This window comes from Pseudomonas sp. NBRC 111123 (genome assembly GCF_001320205.1).
GTDB classification, from domain to species: Bacteria; Pseudomonadota; Gammaproteobacteria; order Pseudomonadales; family Pseudomonadaceae; genus Aquipseudomonas; species Aquipseudomonas putida_J.
The window spans coordinates 41,704-56,876 of sequence record NZ_BCAZ01000015.1 but is presented as its reverse complement, the minus strand read 5'-3'; the positions used below and the strand labels follow the sequence as shown (position 1 = coordinate 56,876).

The 15,173-nt window shown below is 59.7% G+C and carries 21 protein-coding genes and 4 pseudogenes; 15 read left to right on the top strand and 10 right to left on the bottom strand.

The window, feature by feature from the left end; all coding sequences use genetic code 11:
• Nucleotides 1-107 precede the first annotated feature (107 nt).
• From APH27_RS10325 to APH27_RS10320, 4 genes and pseudogenes are all read right to left on the bottom strand, one after another.
• Nucleotides 108-1,694, bottom strand: a complete 1,587-nt coding sequence (locus APH27_RS10325; RefSeq protein ID WP_027919182.1) for an ABC-F family ATPase — start codon at nt 1,692-1,694, stop codon at nt 108-110.
• A gap of 20 nt (nt 1,695-1,714) precedes the next feature.
• A pseudogene (locus APH27_RS25825) lies at nt 1,715-2,062 on the bottom strand (site-specific integrase); the annotation flags it as partial.
• Nucleotides 2,035-2,184 (bottom strand): hypothetical protein, encoded by a 150-nt coding sequence (locus tag APH27_RS26380; RefSeq protein ID WP_156335870.1) that lies wholly within the window; start codon nt 2,182-2,184, stop codon nt 2,035-2,037. The gene APH27_RS26380 and the pseudogene APH27_RS25825, both read right to left, overlap by 28 nt.
• Before the next feature lie 81 nt (nt 2,185-2,265).
• A pseudogene (locus APH27_RS10320) lies at nt 2,266-2,583 on the bottom strand (hypothetical protein); the annotation flags it as partial.
• A gap of 98 nt (nt 2,584-2,681) precedes the next feature.
• On the opposite strand from APH27_RS10320, the gene APH27_RS10315 reads away from it, so the two are divergent.
• From APH27_RS10315 to APH27_RS10300, 4 genes are all read left to right on the top strand, one after another.
• Nucleotides 2,682-3,209, top strand: coding sequence for a DUF3455 domain-containing protein (locus tag APH27_RS10315; protein ID WP_027919183.1), 528 nt, complete (start codon nt 2,682-2,684; stop codon nt 3,207-3,209).
• Nucleotides 3,210-3,318: 109 nt separating this feature from the next.
• The gene (locus tag APH27_RS10310) at nt 3,319-3,867 is read left to right on the top strand and encodes a sigma-70 family RNA polymerase sigma factor (RefSeq protein WP_027919184.1); all 549 of its coding nucleotides are present in this window, start codon (nt 3,319-3,321) and stop codon (nt 3,865-3,867) included.
• The gene (locus tag APH27_RS10305) at nt 3,864-4,571 is read left to right on the top strand and encodes an anti-sigma factor domain-containing protein (RefSeq protein ID WP_027919185.1); all 708 of its coding nucleotides are present in this window, start codon (nt 3,864-3,866) and stop codon (nt 4,569-4,571) included. The genes APH27_RS10310 and APH27_RS10305 overlap by 4 nt, the downstream gene beginning before the upstream one ends.
• Before the next feature lie 94 nt (nt 4,572-4,665).
• Nucleotides 4,666-5,121, top strand: a complete 456-nt coding sequence (locus APH27_RS10300) for an isoprenylcysteine carboxylmethyltransferase family protein (protein WP_027919186.1) — start codon at nt 4,666-4,668, stop codon at nt 5,119-5,121.
• 126 nt (nt 5,122-5,247) lie between these two features.
• Here APH27_RS10300 and APH27_RS10295 read toward each other — a convergent pair whose 3' ends face one another.
• Entirely contained in the window at nt 5,248-5,907 is a 660-nt protein-coding gene (locus APH27_RS10295) for an amidohydrolase family protein (RefSeq protein WP_256250574.1), read from the bottom strand.
• 38 nt (nt 5,908-5,945) lie between these two features.
• Here APH27_RS10295 and APH27_RS25820 point away from each other — a divergent pair.
• The 3 genes and pseudogenes from APH27_RS25820 to APH27_RS10290 form a co-directional block, all read left to right on the top strand.
• Nucleotides 5,946-6,107, top strand: a pseudogene (locus tag APH27_RS25820) (integrase); the annotation flags it as partial.
• A gap of 490 nt (nt 6,108-6,597) precedes the next feature.
• A complete protein-coding gene (locus APH27_RS26835; RefSeq protein WP_082435078.1) occupies nt 6,598-6,882 on the top strand; it encodes a hypothetical protein in 285 nt (94 codons plus the stop codon).
• A gap of 542 nt (nt 6,883-7,424) precedes the next feature.
• A complete protein-coding gene (locus APH27_RS10290; RefSeq protein ID WP_060484724.1) occupies nt 7,425-7,712 on the top strand; it encodes a hypothetical protein in 288 nt (95 codons plus the stop codon).
• Nucleotides 7,713-7,852: 140 nt separating this feature from the next.
• Here the strand turns inward: APH27_RS10290 and APH27_RS10285 are convergent, their stop codons facing one another.
• On the bottom strand, nt 7,853-8,509 hold the full coding sequence (locus APH27_RS10285) for a Bax inhibitor-1 family protein (RefSeq protein WP_027919189.1): 657 nt from the start codon (nt 8,507-8,509) through the stop codon (nt 7,853-7,855).
• Between the two features lie 400 nt (nt 8,510-8,909).
• On the opposite strand from APH27_RS10285, the gene APH27_RS10280 reads away from it, so the two are divergent.
• The 4 genes from APH27_RS10280 to APH27_RS26375 all read left to right on the top strand — a co-directional run bounded on the left by APH27_RS10280 (nt 8,910) and on the right by APH27_RS26375 (nt 10,768).
• On the top strand, nt 8,910-9,176 hold the full coding sequence (locus tag APH27_RS10280) for a hypothetical protein (RefSeq protein WP_027919190.1): 267 nt from the start codon (nt 8,910-8,912) through the stop codon (nt 9,174-9,176).
• Between the two features lie 79 nt (nt 9,177-9,255).
• Nucleotides 9,256-9,555, top strand: coding sequence for a hypothetical protein (locus APH27_RS27135; protein WP_371262707.1), 300 nt, complete (start codon nt 9,256-9,258; stop codon nt 9,553-9,555).
• 95 nt (nt 9,556-9,650) lie between these two features.
• A complete protein-coding gene (locus APH27_RS10275) occupies nt 9,651-9,848 on the top strand; it encodes a hypothetical protein (protein WP_060484723.1) in 198 nt (65 codons plus the stop codon).
• Nucleotides 9,845-10,768, top strand: coding sequence for a hypothetical protein (locus APH27_RS26375; protein WP_027919191.1), 924 nt, complete (start codon nt 9,845-9,847; stop codon nt 10,766-10,768). The genes APH27_RS10275 and APH27_RS26375 overlap by 4 nt, the downstream gene beginning before the upstream one ends.
• Here APH27_RS26375 and APH27_RS26830 read toward each other — a convergent pair.
• Nucleotides 10,693-10,929: a hypothetical protein gene (locus APH27_RS26830; RefSeq protein WP_079228286.1), complete on the bottom strand. Its 237-nt coding sequence runs from the start codon at nt 10,927-10,929 to the stop codon at nt 10,693-10,695. The two genes, APH27_RS26375 and APH27_RS26830, sit on opposite strands and share 76 nt — an antisense overlap.
• Before the next feature lie 221 nt (nt 10,930-11,150).
• On the opposite strand from APH27_RS26830, the gene APH27_RS26595 reads away from it, so the two are divergent.
• Nucleotides 11,151-11,297, top strand: a complete 147-nt coding sequence (locus APH27_RS26595; RefSeq protein ID WP_177326702.1) for a hypothetical protein — start codon at nt 11,151-11,153, stop codon at nt 11,295-11,297.
• 33 nt (nt 11,298-11,330) lie between these two features.
• On the opposite strand, the gene APH27_RS10265 is transcribed toward APH27_RS26595, so the two are convergent.
• A complete protein-coding gene (locus tag APH27_RS10265) occupies nt 11,331-11,645 on the bottom strand; it encodes a hypothetical protein (protein WP_060484722.1) in 315 nt (104 codons plus the stop codon).
• A gap of 248 nt (nt 11,646-11,893) precedes the next feature.
• Between APH27_RS10265 and APH27_RS10260 the strand changes: the two genes are divergently transcribed.
• Together APH27_RS10260 and APH27_RS10255 are read left to right on the top strand one after the other, a co-directional pair.
• Nucleotides 11,894-12,262: a hypothetical protein gene (locus APH27_RS10260; protein ID WP_027919193.1), complete on the top strand. Its 369-nt coding sequence runs from the start codon at nt 11,894-11,896 to the stop codon at nt 12,260-12,262.
• A gap of 217 nt (nt 12,263-12,479) precedes the next feature.
• The gene (locus tag APH27_RS10255; protein ID WP_060484721.1) at nt 12,480-12,809 is read left to right on the top strand and encodes a hypothetical protein; all 330 of its coding nucleotides are present in this window, start codon (nt 12,480-12,482) and stop codon (nt 12,807-12,809) included.
• A gap of 16 nt (nt 12,810-12,825) precedes the next feature.
• Here APH27_RS10255 and osmE read toward each other — a convergent pair whose 3' ends face one another.
• Both osmE and APH27_RS25800 read right to left on the bottom strand, forming a co-directional pair.
• Nucleotides 12,826-13,188, bottom strand: a complete 363-nt coding sequence (gene osmE, locus APH27_RS10250) for an osmotically-inducible lipoprotein OsmE (protein ID WP_060484720.1) — start codon at nt 13,186-13,188, stop codon at nt 12,826-12,828.
• Nucleotides 13,189-13,227: 39 nt separating this feature from the next.
• Nucleotides 13,228-13,976 (bottom strand): annotated as a pseudogene (locus APH27_RS25800) (hypothetical protein); the annotation flags it as partial.
• Between the two features lie 216 nt (nt 13,977-14,192).
• On the opposite strand from APH27_RS25800, the gene APH27_RS10240 reads away from it, so the two are divergent.
• The gene (locus APH27_RS10240; RefSeq protein ID WP_060484719.1) at nt 14,193-15,173 is read left to right on the top strand and encodes a quinone oxidoreductase; all 981 of its coding nucleotides are present in this window, start codon (nt 14,193-14,195) and stop codon (nt 15,171-15,173) included.

Sequence of the window (15,173 nt, the reverse complement as noted above, 5' to 3'; positions counted from 1 at the left end):
TTCGTCGCAGAGTGGTTGCCCGTGGAGTGGGCGGTGGATTCTTCGCGGGCTTGCCCGCAAAGGGGGCGGCCCAGCCACCACAAGGCGGCCAGGCCAGGTCAACTACCTCAGACCACGACGCCCTGGCTACGCAGGTAATCGTCGTACGTCCCGCTGAAGTCCACCACACCATCAGCGCTCAGCTCGATGATGCGGGTTGCCAGCGACGACACGAACTCGCGGTCATGGCTGACGAACAGCAGGGTGCCCGGGTAGTTTTCCAGCGCCAGGTTAAGCGCTTCGATCGATTCCATGTCCAGGTGGTTGGTCGGTTCGTCCATCACCAGCACGTTCGGCTTTTGCAGAATCAGCTTGCCGAACAGCATGCGGCCTTGCTCACCACCGGAAATCACCTTCACCGACTTGAGGATCTCGTCGTTGGAGAACAGCATGCGCCCCAAGGTGCCGCGGATGACCTGTTCACCGCTGGTCCACTGGCCCATCCAGTCGAACAGGGTCATGTCGTCTTCGAAATCGTGGGCGTGGTCTTGGGCGTAGTAGCCCACTTCGGCGCTGTCGGTCCACTTCACCGAACCTGCATCCGGGGTCATCTCGCCGACCAAGGTGCGCAGCAGGGTGGTCTTGCCGATACCGTTGGGGCCGATGATCGCGACGCGCTCGCCTGCTTCGACGGTGATGTCGAAGTTCTTGAACAGCACCTTGTCATCAAAGGCTTTGGCCATCTTCTCGACGACCACCGCCTGGCGGTGCAGCTTCTTGGTCTGTTCAAAACGAATGAACGGGCTGACACGGCTCGAAGGCTTGACCTCGGCCAGCTGGATCTTGTCGATCTGCTTGGCGCGCGAAGTGGCCTGCTTGGCCTTGGAGGCGTTGGCCGAGAAGCGGCTGACGAAAGTCTGCAGTTCGGCGATCTGGGCTTTCTTCTTGGCGTTGTCCGACAGCAGCTGCTCGCGCGACTGGGTGGCCGCGGTCATGTACTCGTCGTAGTTGCCTGGGAACAGGCGCAGCTCACCGTAGTCCAGGTCAGCCATGTGCGTGCACACGCTGTTGAGGAAGTGCCGGTCGTGGGAAATGATGATCATGGTGCTGTTACGCGCCGTGAGAATGGTTTCCAGCCAGCGGATGGTGTTGATGTCCAGGTGGTTGGTCGGTTCGTCGAGCAGCAGCACGTCCGGGTCCGAGAACAACGCCTGGGCCAGCAGCACCCGCAGCTTCCAGCCCGGCGCCACTTCGCTCATCGGGCCAAAGTGCTGCTCCAGCGGAATACCCAGGCCCAGCAGCAGTTCTCCCGCGCGGGATTCGGCGGTATAGCCGTCCATTTCGGCGAACTCGGTTTCCAGCTCGGCGACGGCCATGCCGTCTTCCTCGGTCATTTCCGGCAGCGAGTAGATACGGTCGCGCTCGGCCTTGACCTTCCACAGCTGGCCGTGGCCCATGATCACGGTGTCGATCACGGTGAATTCTTCGTAGGCGAACTGGTCCTGGCGCAGTTTACCCAGGCGCGTGTTCGGCTCGAGCATGACCTGGCCGCCGGACGGCTCCAGGTCGCCGCCGAGGATCTTCATGAAGGTCGACTTGCCGCAACCATTGGCACCGATCAGGCCGTAGCGGTTGCCGTTGTTGAATTTGACCGAAACGTTTTCGAACAGCGGCTTGGAGCCGAACTGCATGGTGATGTTGGCGGTGGAGATCAAAGGGCTTACCTATCAGTAACTTACGACGCTGGATTTTCAGCTGATACCGATTTGATACCAATCTTGAGTTTTTCCAGCTCGCTCCAGTCGGAGCTTGAGTTGAGCCAACGGGCATACGTCGACAGCAGCATCTGAACGCTGTGACCCAGCTGTTGGGCGATAAATGCGGGGTTGAGGCCGGACATTAAGCATATTGTCGCATAGGTATGGCGGCAGTTGTATGGGGGGCGACGTCTGATCCCCAAATCGTTCAGCACCGGCACCCACTGTTTGTGCAGGTCAGACGTCTGTTTTACATACTCAGCGTTCTTCGACGGCGGGAATAGGTACGGCGTTTCGGTCACCGCTCCCTTCCCATAAGCGCGTTGTCAGTGTTGTGATAGAGGTCCGTGACAATGCGGCGTGACAGAAGCAGTGCCTCCCGCTCCTCGGCAGACAGCTTGTCGCGCTCGCGCTGATCCTTCTTGTGTTGGGCTGGCGTCTTCGCCATGGCGGATACCTCCCAAGCCGCTGGGCGGCAGATTGATGTGTTGCTGGCGCTGGCCGTGCCGGACGCGTGCGGTGATGCGTTTCATGCTGCTTTCTGCTGGTTCCAGGCGCCGACAGCGGCAAAGATCTTGGCGGCCTCTGCCTCGTCGAGCGTTGTGTCGGTGGGGATGGCGATCCAGCCGGCCGCCACCAGGTGATTAGGGTTGGCCGTGGCCGGCAGCTCTGTGTAGGTCGCCTCGATCACGTCGGTCAGGTGCTCGGCGCGGTAGTTGCCTTGCGGTGCGACCTCGATCGACTTGTTGTACCGCTCGCCGAACTCTGTCCGACAAAGCACGCTGAGGTAGATGGTCCACCGGTGCGGGATATCGCAAACGGCGTCGACGACCTGGCGCACGCAAAAATATCTTTGCGCCAGTGCATCCAGAACGGCACCCAATGGGTAGTTGTTATCAGGCAGTCGGTGATTGCCTGACCCATGACCCCCACGGAGCTCGCCCCATGATCATCAAGCCCGCTTTCTCCCTGCTCGCCGCCTGCCTTGTACTTGCGTCTGCACCCGCCCATGCCCAGTCGGGCGTCCCGGACGCAGTCAAGGTTCCCGACGGCCACGCCATCATGCTGGAAACCGTTGGTGTCGGTGAGATCACCTACCAATGCCGCGACAAGGCCAATGCGCCAGGCCAGACCGAATGGGTTTTCGTCGGTCCCAAGGCGGTGCTCAACGATCGCAGCGGCAAGCCTGTAGGTGACTATTTTGGTCCTCCGGCCACCTGGCAGGCCAAGGACGGTTCGAAAGTGACCGGCACCCAGCTTGCCGTCGCCCCGGCGGCCAAAGGCGATATCCCGTATCAACTGGTCAAGGCCAACCCTGCCGAGGGCAAGGGCGCGATGCAAGGGGTCAGCTACATCCAGCGGCTGGCGACGCGCGGTGGCGTAGCGCCTGCCATGGACTGCACGGCGCAGAGCAAAGGCGCGCAACAAGTAGTCAAGTACCAGGCGGACTACGTGTTCTGGTCGGCCAAGTGACGAGGGCTTGAGCGGCAGGCCAGCGATTGATCATCTACGCTGCTGGACGTGCCCCAGGCCTGTAAGGCAGGGCACCGTCCAGGTTTCATGATGAAGGAACTACCCCATTTTGAATTCGCCCGTTGTTCCATTTGATTTCGAGGGCTGTCTTGCCGCTTGTGCCCAAGGAGACCGCCGCGCCTTGCAGGCGCTCTATGAGCATGAGGGGGCACGTTTGCTGGGCGTCGCACGGCGCATCGCGCGCGACCAGGCGAGCGCGGAGGACATCGTTCACGATGCCTTTGTGCGTATCTGGACACGTGCTGCCAGCTATGACCCATCGCGCGGTTCAGCCCGGGGCTGGGTCTACAGCATTACCCGTCACCTGGCGCTGAACTTGGTGCGTGACGGCCGCTGGGAAACCGACCTGGACGAGCCTGGCATGATCGCGGCTGTAACCCTGGCCCCGGAGCTGGACGACCTGCAACTGTGGTCAGGCTCGGCGAAAATCTATCGCTGCCTTGAGCAACTGCAACCCGCCCCCCAGCGTTGCATCCTGCATGCGTATGTGGACGGTTGCAGCAATGCCGAAATCGCAGCGCTGCTGGGTGCGCCGCTAGGCACCGTGAAGGCATGGATCAAGCGAAGCCTGAAGGCCCTGCGGGAGTGCATGACATGAAGCGTACCCCAGGTGATGACAGCGCCGAAGACCTGGACGACCTAGCAGCCGAGTACGTGCTGGGTACCTTGAGTGGCGAGCAGCGTGCTGCCATGCAGGACCGGTTGAAATCGGAGCCGGCCGTACGCGCCGCAGTGGATGCCTGGGAGGCCCGCCTGCTCGAACTGACCACGCAGGCTGAACCCATCACGCCAAGCCACCGCTTGTGGGGCCGGATCGAGCGCAGCCTTGAAGAGGCTCAACCGTCCGGGCAACCACGCGCTGGCTGGTGGCAGCGGCTTGGACTCTGGCAGGGCTTGAGCGCTGCGGGGTTGGCCGCGAGCTTGCTTCTGGCCTTGGCGCTGTTGACCAAGGCTCCGCCTGTGACCACCTATATGGTGGTGCTGGTAGCGCCGTCGGGGCAGGCCCCGGGGTGGGTAGTGCAAGCCAACGATGCGAGCATGATCGAACTGATCCCGCTTGGCGTGGACGATGTGCCCGAAGGCATGACCTTGCAGTTCTGGACCAAGGGCGAGCAGTGGCGCGCACCTGTTTCGCTGGGGTTGGTCAAACCGGGCGAACAGTACCGCGTGCCGCTGAGGCGCTTGCCTGCGCTTGAGCCGAATCAGCTGTTCGAGCTGACCCTTGAGAAAGCGGGCGGCTCCCCGACCGGTGCGCCAACGGGCCCGGTGAAGTTCATTGGCCGCGCGGTGAAAGTCATATGAGCCCCTGCGGTCTCCATCGTGCACAAGCGGCTTGACCCTGAAGTGGCTACAACCCTCACGCTGGTAGCCAGTTTCTCTCTACCAGGCATTCATCATGGACAACCGTATTCCTCCGCCGCTGGTCGCTACCCTGTTCGGTCTGTTGGCGTGGTTCGCAGCTCGACACTTACCGGGAACACTGGAGCTGACTATCGAATGGCGCATTGGCCTGGCGCTGGTGGTATTGCTGGCAGGCGCAGCGGTTTGCCTTGCCGGCGTGCTTTCCTTCCGTCACGCACGTACCACGGTCAACCCGCTGAAGCCTGAAACAGCTTCGGCCCTGGTCCGTTCGGGCGTTTACAGGTACACACGCAACCCCATGTACTTAGGCTTCGCCACAGTGCTGATAGCCTGGTCGATCTTTCTCGCCTGGCCGCCAGCGCTGCTGGGCGTGCTGGGCTTTGTGATCTACATGAACCGCTTCCAGATCGGGCCGGAGGAGCGGGCCCTTGCCAGCCTTTTCGGGAGTGAGTTTGCGCAATACTGCAAACAGGTCAGGCGTTGGCTGTAGAAACGAAACGTCTACCATCTTGCCAGTGGCCGCTCTCGATCCAATGCCATCTTCCTGAGACGCAGCCAGTGATCTTCTCCACGGGGATAAATGAGCCCGCTTGATTACGAATTCTTCAAGATGGCCTCAAAATGCGACTGACCTACGATGCTCAGCCGTTGCAACCACCTTGCCGCGCTTGAGCACCATCAGCCGTGTCGGCAGGTCGAGAATGACATCGGCCACAGCCCGGCAATCGACCATCACCAGGTCGGCATCATTGCCCACCGCCAAACCGTGGCGTTTCAACCCCATGGCTTTGGCAGGGTTTGTCGTGAGCATCGACAACACGGTGGCCTGATCATCCGCGCCGCCCAAGTGGCAGGCGGGAATGGCCAGTTGCGCAATGTGTAACAGGTCGCCAGTGCCATACGGTGTGAATGCATTGCGGATGTTGTTGGTGGCCAGGCAAACCGTGACACCGCCGTCGCGCAGTGCACGCACCGGTGTCAGGGTGCGTCTGACATTGTGACTGTCACCCCGAGCCCCCAGGTGCAGGCCGGTGGCGGGCAGGCACATCACGCTGATGTCGGCCTCACGTAGCAACGCAATCACCTGTGCCCGTCGCGCTGGCGAGGCGGCGGCCAGGCTGGTCAGATGCCCAACGCAGACGCGCCCTTGGTAGCCTTCGGCAATGGTTCGACGTGCCACGTACTCGATGGTCATATGCTCGGCGTCATCGGCGAAGTCCTGGTGCAAGTCGATGTCTTTGCCCAGGTGCAGGTGGCCTTCGACAAACCCAGCCACAAGCACTTTGCCGTGCGGTGTGTGTCGACATGGTGCACGTCCTTAGCAGAGTGGTTCTGATGCAGCAGAAAACTCAGCGTCCCGTGCAGTTTGAGATTACAGAGCAAACTCGACTGGCCCTACAGGCCTGGATACATCAAGCCCATCTGTACAGCGAGGATTGTCTTTTCCCAAGCCGGCTACACGCTTCAGAGCACCTTGAATTGCCCCTGGTTTGGTAGACACCCCGAACGACTGCAAAGGGTCGAAAGCGGACAGCCAACGGAGGCTATCAGGTGATACCAATTTTGATACCACTGATACGGAAATGAGGGGGTGAGGAGGGGGATTTCGCCCAATGAAATCAACCCCTTAGCACCGCTCAACACCCCTAAAATACTGCATGGTGATGTTGGTGGTAGAGATCAAGTGCTTGTCCTGCGGGGGTTCCAGAGGTGTATTTAGGCCCTCTCGTGGGCCTGTCTCGGCTGTCCAGCCGCATCTGGGTGTAGGCACCTAGGCTGGGAATGGCGTCTGCAGCTAGCCACTTGGCCGCTATATCGCGGCAGTGAATAGAGGGGGAGAGGGGTAAAAAAAATGGAGCTTTTCTCCGTGAGCGGTGGTCAAGCTAGTTGGATAGGCCTAATTACAAATGAGTGGCCTGCCCGTCCTGGTTTCACCAACAAGCCACCGGCGGTGGAGGAGAGCACTATGCGCAGACGAGGCGGCGTTTACTGGGGTTGGTCAGACCCTACACTTCACCATCAATCCCACGAAGAAACGCTACACGACGGCACCTTCATCGATGTCCAGGTGAGACTTTCCCGCACCGGCGGCAGCCAACTTTTTCTAGGCGTCTACGCACACTCCGGCATGGCACTGCATGAAGAGGCTTACGATTCCAGGCCAGGCGAATCGATGTACCGGTCGTTGGCCTGGGGGATTGGTCGAGCGCGTCGAGTTGCTGATCAGTATGCCCCTGCTGGAGAGGTGTAACAGCTGGCTGTAGTAAGTTTGTACTACTGTCAGGGTTCCCGTTTCAGTGCAACCTGCGACTGGAGAGCGAGGTCCTTCACAACCTCGCTGTAAATACACTTGATCGTGCCCCATGGGATCATGTGGCGCTGCGCGTAATCGCCCTCTCCATCATCGTTGATGGGGGAAGGCGCTGGCGGGCAACGCCGGAGGGGCAGGCCGCGCTTCTTGTCGGCGCGGCCCTGGGCTAGGGGGAGCCGAAGCGCTCTTAGTAGCTGGCCTTGGCCGCTTTCAGGGTGGACGCCCACTCTTCAGCAACGTCAAGCTCATGATAGGGCGACCAGTACGCGCATCCCATCGAAGGAAAGTTGTACTGGCAGTTCGGATGGAAAATGAGCGGTCCAACTGATCGCAGCAAGACCAAGGGCTTCAAGCGTTGATACAGCTCTATGCCTAACGCCGCCGATATGGGCGGCGTTTTCGTTTGTGGGGGAGGGTGCTGGCGGGCAGCATCGACCTGAGCTATTGCTTTATCCTCGGTCAATCCACTCAAGGAACATGAGATGAAGCAATTACTGCTGGTGGCTTTGCTGGCAGCGTCAGGCGCGGCTCAGGCTGAGATTCCCATGCTGAACGCAACATGCCCAGGGAAGATTGAAGTCCACGAGGACAAGGGCGGCCCGATCTACATCAATGGCAAAGAGGGCAAGCTGAAGAAGGTCAACGACAACTACTTCGAAGCCAAGGCCAGCGGAGTGACCATTTCGCTGTCGATCAACCCTGACGGCGCTCCGAGCGTTTCCTATACCGGAGGGAACCGGGCCAATGGCATCTGCCAGGTGAAAGCGTAGGGCCCGTAAGTCGCAGGTGGGCAGCATCGAAAAACCGCCGTCAGGCCCACATCCGGTACGCCCGGCACGTGTCAAGCCGCCCTCGATCGTCCCTGGCATCAGACCAGGGGCGTATCCTGCAGCCTGATGCTGGGCGTTCGTTACTTTTTGGACATGATCCGCAGAATGCGCAGGAACAGGTTAATGATGTCCAGGTACAGCGCAGCGGCACTGTCAATCGCGTTGTCGACGGTGCGCTCGATCTGGTTGGCACGCCCCCAATCTACGCCGATGTAGCCGCAGAAAATCGCGGCGACGATGTAGTCCATGGCCGCCAGGTGGGTGCCGAACAACAATGCCTGGCCCAGTTCGACGACGATCGACACCACCAGGGCGATGAACAGTGACGACTCGATCCGTTGGAAGAATGCCGGGAACACAGTCCCCAGTATCATCATCCCCGCGGTGAGCAGGATGGTCGTTTGCACCGCCTGGACAATGTGCTCGTGCGAGTATTCGGGCAGTACCACCACCAGCAGCAGTCCGATCGGCACCACGATCAGGTTGTAGCCCAGGAAGCTGTACATCGGCTCCTGCGAGCGGAAGATGATGGCGATGCCGGACATCGCCAGGACGAAGTAGCCAACAACGAACAGTATCAGGGGAATGGCCAGCATGACTTCGGCCGGTACCGTGGTGACCAAATACCAGTTCACCGCAAAACCCCACAGCAGCACAGCACCAAGTATGAGATTGTAAGTGTTGGCCGAGATCTGGTGGTTGGTGCCGACTCGGCTGAAGGTATCGTTTTCAAGCATGTATTGGGCTTTCCTTGGCTGAATGTCCATGCCACGACAAAGCCGATGGGCGTCGGGCACGTTCGTTATCGTTGTCGGTGGTCGACCATGATGGCACATTGCGTCATCAGTATTGAAGCGACAGGGTGATTACCGTAGGGATATGGTCCGTCAGGGACGTGCAGCGTCCGGAGGCCCACAAGCAGCCGGGCACCCGGAGATTGTCCTCACCGGGCCGCAATCGCATGATCCTCACCTTTTGCTGGTCAACAGCCTTGCGGTTGAGGCAATGCGACCGTGGGCCTGCTCCGAGATAGGCTACACTCCAGGCCGAAGCTGGTTTTGAGCGAGCTTCTTCACGCTATCGTCGCTCTGGCGATCCACACCGACGGGCCCTGAAAGGCTCACAGAGGATGCACCAATGGCGACTATCGACACTGACGTTTTCGCGCAAGGGCTGTTGCAGGTCGAGGCCTGTTGGCAGAGGTACATCTCGTCGCAGCGACTGGCCGAAGGACTGACGGGCCAGGCACTGAGTGGGGCCACTGAGATAGCTGACCAGAATTTCAGACATTTTCAGAACCAAAGCCAGCGATTCTATGCCGAGGTTCGCAAGCGAGTGGATGACGCTGAAAAGCTGGAGCGCGACATGGCGCTGTACCCTCATTATTACCTGCCAAAGGCTTGAGCGCGGCTGCTTGTCAGTTCAGGCGTTTGTTTGCCATGACAATCGGTTTCTGTGGGGCATGCCGTAGCAGTTCGCAATCATGCGCCCTGGCCCCCTTTGGTCGCTTACTACAGGGTTTCGGATTGCCACATCCCGAGAGGTCAAATACAGGGTGTATAGTGGCTTTTCGGGTGACTGTCTTTCAGTGGCTCATTGCCGAGACGCCAACATGTACCAGACGTATCCCAGCGCGGCCCACAAAGCCCACGAACGCCTCTGTGAGCAAATCGAAATCTTCCTTCAGCATGGCGGTCACATTCAGCAGATTGCATCCGGCGTCACCGGTTCCCCTGAGGGTGTGTCCAAGGTTCAGTGGAAAAAGGAGCGAACCGCAAAGTGATGATGGAGGCTGCCGGCGCTTGAGGGCTGGAATGAGCAGTAACCTTGTCAGCGTGCTGATGTACAATTCAATCAACTCAATGGACACCAGCTGAAATGGATTTTTCTGAGTATTTTGCTTGCGCCGTGTTGAAGAAGTTCAACGACCAGTGTTTCGAGGACAAAGGCAGTGGGGTGACCGGCTCGCTTTCGATCAGCCCGGGTGGCCCGCCTGAGGTTTCTTGCACAGGAAAGAACAAGGCCAACGGCGTAGGCCAGATCAAGAAATCTGCCACATCGGGTGGCAATGAATGAGCGACTCCAATCCGTTTCCCGCGTTGATCGAATATTACGCTGCCAAACGGGCCATGTTGCAGCAGGACAGGCACCGGCTGACCAGCATCGCCCTGGGTTCGTCGCATGGCGATTTCGCTTTCGACCCGACCTACTGCCCTGGGTCGTTCAACCTGTGCAGCCGCTCTCAGGATTTCCGCCATGCCCTCGCGCTTTATGAGCACGCGGTGAGCCAGGTCCCGAATCTCGATTCCGTGATTGTTTTTTACTCTCTGTTTTCACCGGGCAATCTGTTGGAGCAGTCGCCCAGTGAGAAGACCTTGGCACCGCTGATGAACGAGATCTTCCAGCTGGGGTTGAGCTACGAAGATCCTCAGCTGGCGCAGATCGCGGCGCAGTTGCAGGGGCGGCTGGCGTCCGTAGGCAGTACCCACTGCGGTGTGGCCGGTTTCCTGCCCGACCAGCAAAAAGCGTTCATGCCGGCGAGTCATGGCGCAGCACAGCGAGTCGCCGACCATATGCGCCTCAATGCCCGGGAAGACGGTAACCAGTACCTGGCAAAACTGTTGCTGTTGGCGGCTGAGCTGAAGCATCGGGTCATCGTGGTCATCCCGCCAATGCACATCGAATACCGCTTGCATGCTGGCGCTGACTCGACCTTTCTGTTCCGCGGAGTCTTCGAGCTTCAGCAGTTGATGGGGACCCTGTGCCCGGATTTCACCATGGACATTCTCGATCTCTACAGCGCAGCCGAATTTCTCCCAGGCCATTTTGGCGATTTCGATCACCTGATCCCGCAAGGCGAAGGGGCCATGCTGATATCACGCAGGATCGCTCAGGCGCTTGCAGCCAGGTCATCAACTTGTCAGCCTTCCGGCGGCTCTACCCCGCAGACAAACTCATCCGAGCCGAGCCGATGCGAGCCAAACTCCACGACGTAGCCGTTTCCGCGGCGTTGTGCCTCGGCCCTGGCGGTCTTCTGGTCTGCATAGACGTCGACAAAGTGCCAGGGATGCACGTCTCGCAGCACACCCCAGCCAAGTACCCAGCCCTCATTGTCAGGGTCTGCAGGAAGGTTTTTAGCCAGGCTGCGAATGCTCATTGATCTCTCCTTGGTACCGATGACCTGACGGTACTACCGCTGAAAGCGGTCTGTTATCTGGTTTTTCATCCACCCTGGTTGGGTGGACAGCCAAATGGCTTTTCCAAGCAGGCGGCTGTCTTCATGAAAAAAGATCAGCGGCTTGCCCCCACCCAGAACCTCCCATCTTTGCGCAGTCCAACGTATGCAATGTCCCGCTTCGCCTGGTCGGAGATACGTTCATGAAACGCAAGACTGCTTGGGTTGTCGTGTTGTCAGGGTTGTTGTTGCTCAGTGGCTGCTGGCCGTACTGGCACGATGGAGGCCATCATCATCGGCATTACTACGATGACGATCGTGGCGGGCACCAGGACTATCGTCGCTACTGAGGCAAGGCAGCACTGACTTCCCAGGCCTGGGCGTCATGCTTCATCGAGCATCCGCCCAGGGCTGAAGAAGAACGAAGCAATCAGCACGGCACTGATCACACCCAGCGCGTCCGCGACCAGCAACAGGAACTCGATACCATCGCGCAGTTGCGCTTGTTGATTGACGGCAAAGCTCGCCCCATGCGGAAACGCGGCAATGCCCAGCAATACCACCGCCAGCGTTGCAGACAGCAACTTGATGTAGGCCCTGCTGAACGTCAATGTACAAGCCCAGAACACAAAGATGCTGAACACCGCCAAGCCGGTGGAAGTCACGAATTGGGCGAGTATTTCCAACCACCACACCATGGGTTTCTCCTGAAGGTTGCGCCGGGTGGATACGCATGAGAATTGTGGCAAGTTGAAAACGTTCCGCTCGGGTAAAGAAATAATGCGAAAGCGGAACGATGGCCGGTTACCGGCCATCACCCATATAGCAAAAAAGCCTATTGTGCTGCGCACGGTGCGCAGTACGATAGGCCGATGACAACTAAAAAGGGCGTGGTGTGCTGGCAACTCTTTCCTAAGTTCCCGATGGGGCAGCAGGAGCGTGTCGCGTGAAGAGCTCTAGAACGGTCACAGGCGCTGTACTGTTATCCACTTTCGCCGCGTTGTTCATGGCCGGGTGCGCGCAGAACCCGGATGTGCGCGCTGGCCACGACTATACATCTGGCACCACCGAAAGAAGCGCGCCAGCCTATCTGGGTTGCGTGCAAGGCGAACTTCAAGGCAACGTGAAAACCTATGAAGTCGACGGCGATAACTCGGTCAAACTGTACGTGGAAAGTCCCGACCCCAATAAGGCCGATGGCCTGGTGGAACTGCGAGGCACCGGTACCCAGCGCCAGTTCATCGCCTACCAGCGCGACGCCTGGTACGACCATGGCAGGTTGCTCGATGCTGCGTTGATGTGCAAAAAGGCCTGATGCGTTGATCTGCAAGGGCAAAAAGCCCGCACATGAGAGCGGGCTTTTTGCGATGGGTGCTGATCCATCAGCGTTTTTCATTCTAAGGGAATGAACCGGTTTGCCCATTCGACAGAAGTCTCGCCATCACCGTCAGGCCTGGACACGACCTTGGTGGATTAGTCCTTTAGCCCGAACCCGGCTAGAATGGCGCACGTTCCAGTCTGGTTAATTGCAAATGCCAACCTTTCGCATCCTGTTCTGTTCAGCACTCATTCTTAGCCTTACTGCTTGCGCAAACCCAGGCAAGCCTACCGCCAGCAAGCTGACTGCCAAATCCCCGCAAGATTACGCCGCCTGCGTGCTGCCAAAGTGGCAGGCACTGGCCCCCCAGACCACGCAAAAGTCGATCAACCATGGTTATCGGTTGACCGCGCCGAGCGCCGTGACGTCAGACGAAGTGCTGGAAGTCGTTGATTATCACGATGGCAGCCGGGCAACTTTCTATAAAGGCAGTTTCCTGTCGAGTGACAAGTTGCGCCTGGCCGCCAGAGAGTGCCTGGAGTAGCGGGCTATCAGCGGCATCAATAGCCTGAACCACCCATGCCGCCCATGCTGGGCAACGCTTGCCGGGATTTCTGCTGTGCATTGCTCCACTCGGCGCAGGTCATGAAACTGGTCTTGTCGACCTTCCCGGCCTGATCGAAGCTGACCATGTAAGGCTGCTGCTTTTGCCCCGGCTGGGTAAGCATGTAATCGAAGCAAGTGCCTGCGACTACCGTGCGGTCGGACTCGGCGCCTGGTTTGCCACCTATCTGCAGTACGTGCTCTCTGCTCATGCCGTTAGTGACGTTGGCTACCAGCGGCTGGTCATGGTAGAGGGATGAGTTACTTGAACAGCCCGTGAACGCTGCCACTATCAGCAGCGCACAAGTTGATTTGTTCATGGCAGTGCTCCCGTCAGCGAACGCCGTTACGGAACAGCATCAATCCAGTCGGTTATTCATCATACGCCTGTATTGCTTCACCCGGCGTAGCGTGCACCACTGCTCCAGCAGCAGGGCACGCAGGGGCGAGGCCTTGGCATTCGGTTTGCTGCCGGCGGCCAGCCGGCGCATCTGCAACTTCACCAGGGCCAGGTGCGGCCGTCCCGGGCATCACCTTGCATGGCCGGTGCTTCGTAGCTGCCGCCAGACAGCTCCACGAGGTCAACGGGTAGCTCGTTCAGCCACAACACGACCTGGTGTGCATCCGCAGGTTTGAAGCCGCCACGCTGGAAGTCGGCCGAGTTGAGCTTGACCGCCACGCTGAAGGCGGGCGACACCACCTCGCGCACAGCCTTGACCACTTCCAGCAACAGGCGCGCACGGTTTTCCAGGCTGCCGCCCCAACGGTCCTGGCGCTGGTTGGTCAACGGCGAGAGGAATTGGCTAAGCAGGTAGCCGTGCGCAGCGTGGACCTGCACGCCGCTGAAGCCGGCTTGTTCGGCCAGCGCCGCAGTACGGGCGAAGCGTTGGATCAGCGCAGCGATTTCGCGTTCGTCCAAGGCCTTGGGCTGCGGGAACAGCTTCGACAAACTGCCCATGTCCAGCGCCACTGCCGAGGGTGCGATGGTTGTCTGGCCGAGGTTGGCCTGCATCTGCCGCCCCGGGTGGTTGATCTGCATCCAGAATTGCGCAGCCTTGGCGCGTCCGGCCTCTGCCCATTGGCGAAAGCGCTGCAATTGCTGGCTGTCAAATGCCCAGCGCCTGATTACCGAATGGCAGGAAGGCGAGACCGACAAGGCGCAGCGCTGATCACCATCAAGAAAATGCAGCCCCAGGCCCGGCGATCTGTCATCAAATGAAAACCCGCTGTCGCCCGATGCGAAGCACCTCGCCCCCCGAGCGCTTACATTCCAATTACCCAGAACTGACGCCCTGCGTCCAGATCGATGATTGGAGAGACAAGCATGTCCAAAGTCGTACGTTTCCATCAGACCGGTGGCCCCGAAGTGCTGCGCTACGAGGATGCCGAGGTCGGTGAGCCCGGCCCGGGGCAGGTGCGCCTGCGCCAGGTGGCGGTTGGCCTGAACTATGCCGACACCTACTTCCGCAATGGCACCTACCCGATCCCGCTGCCCAATGGCATTGGGGTGGAAGCGTCCGGTGTGGTGCAGGCGGTAGGCGAGGGCGTGACCCAGGTAGCGGTGGGTGACCGGGTCACCTACACCGGCTTTCTCAATACCCTTGGTGCATATTGTACCGAGCGTCTGATCCCTGCAGCTGCGCTGATCAAACTGCCGGAGACCATCGCCTTCGAGACCGCCGCCGCCATGACCATGCGCGGCCTGACCGCGGCCTACCTGATGCGCCGGCTGTATGACTTCAAGCCCGGCGACACGGTTCTGCTCCATGCGGCGGCGGGGGGCGTTGGCCTGATCGTCGCGCAGTGGGCGCGGCTCCTGGGGCTGAACGTGATCGGCACGGTATCCACCGAGGCCAAGGCTGAGGTCGCCCGCGCCCACGGCTGCAATCAGATCATCAATTACAGCGTCGAGGACGTGGCCAGCCGGGTACGTGAGCTTACCGATGGCGTCGGCGTCAACGTGGTATTCGACAGCGTTGGCAAGGACACCTTCATGGGCTCGCTCGATTCGCTCAAGCGCCGAGGCCTGATGGTGTGCGTGGGTACCGCCTCCGGCACCATCCCGCCGTTCGACCCACAGTTGCTGGCGATCAAGGGCTCGTTGCAGCTGACCCGCCCGGCGCTGGCCGACTTCATCGCCGACCCTGCGGAAAAGGCCGAGCTGGCGGGCGAGCTGTTCGACCATGTCAGCAGTGGCCGCATCCGCATCGAAATCAACCAGCACTATGCACTGCAGGACGCCGTCCAGGCCCATCGCGACCTGGAAGCACGCAGGACCACCGGCTCGTCGATCTTCGTCATCTGA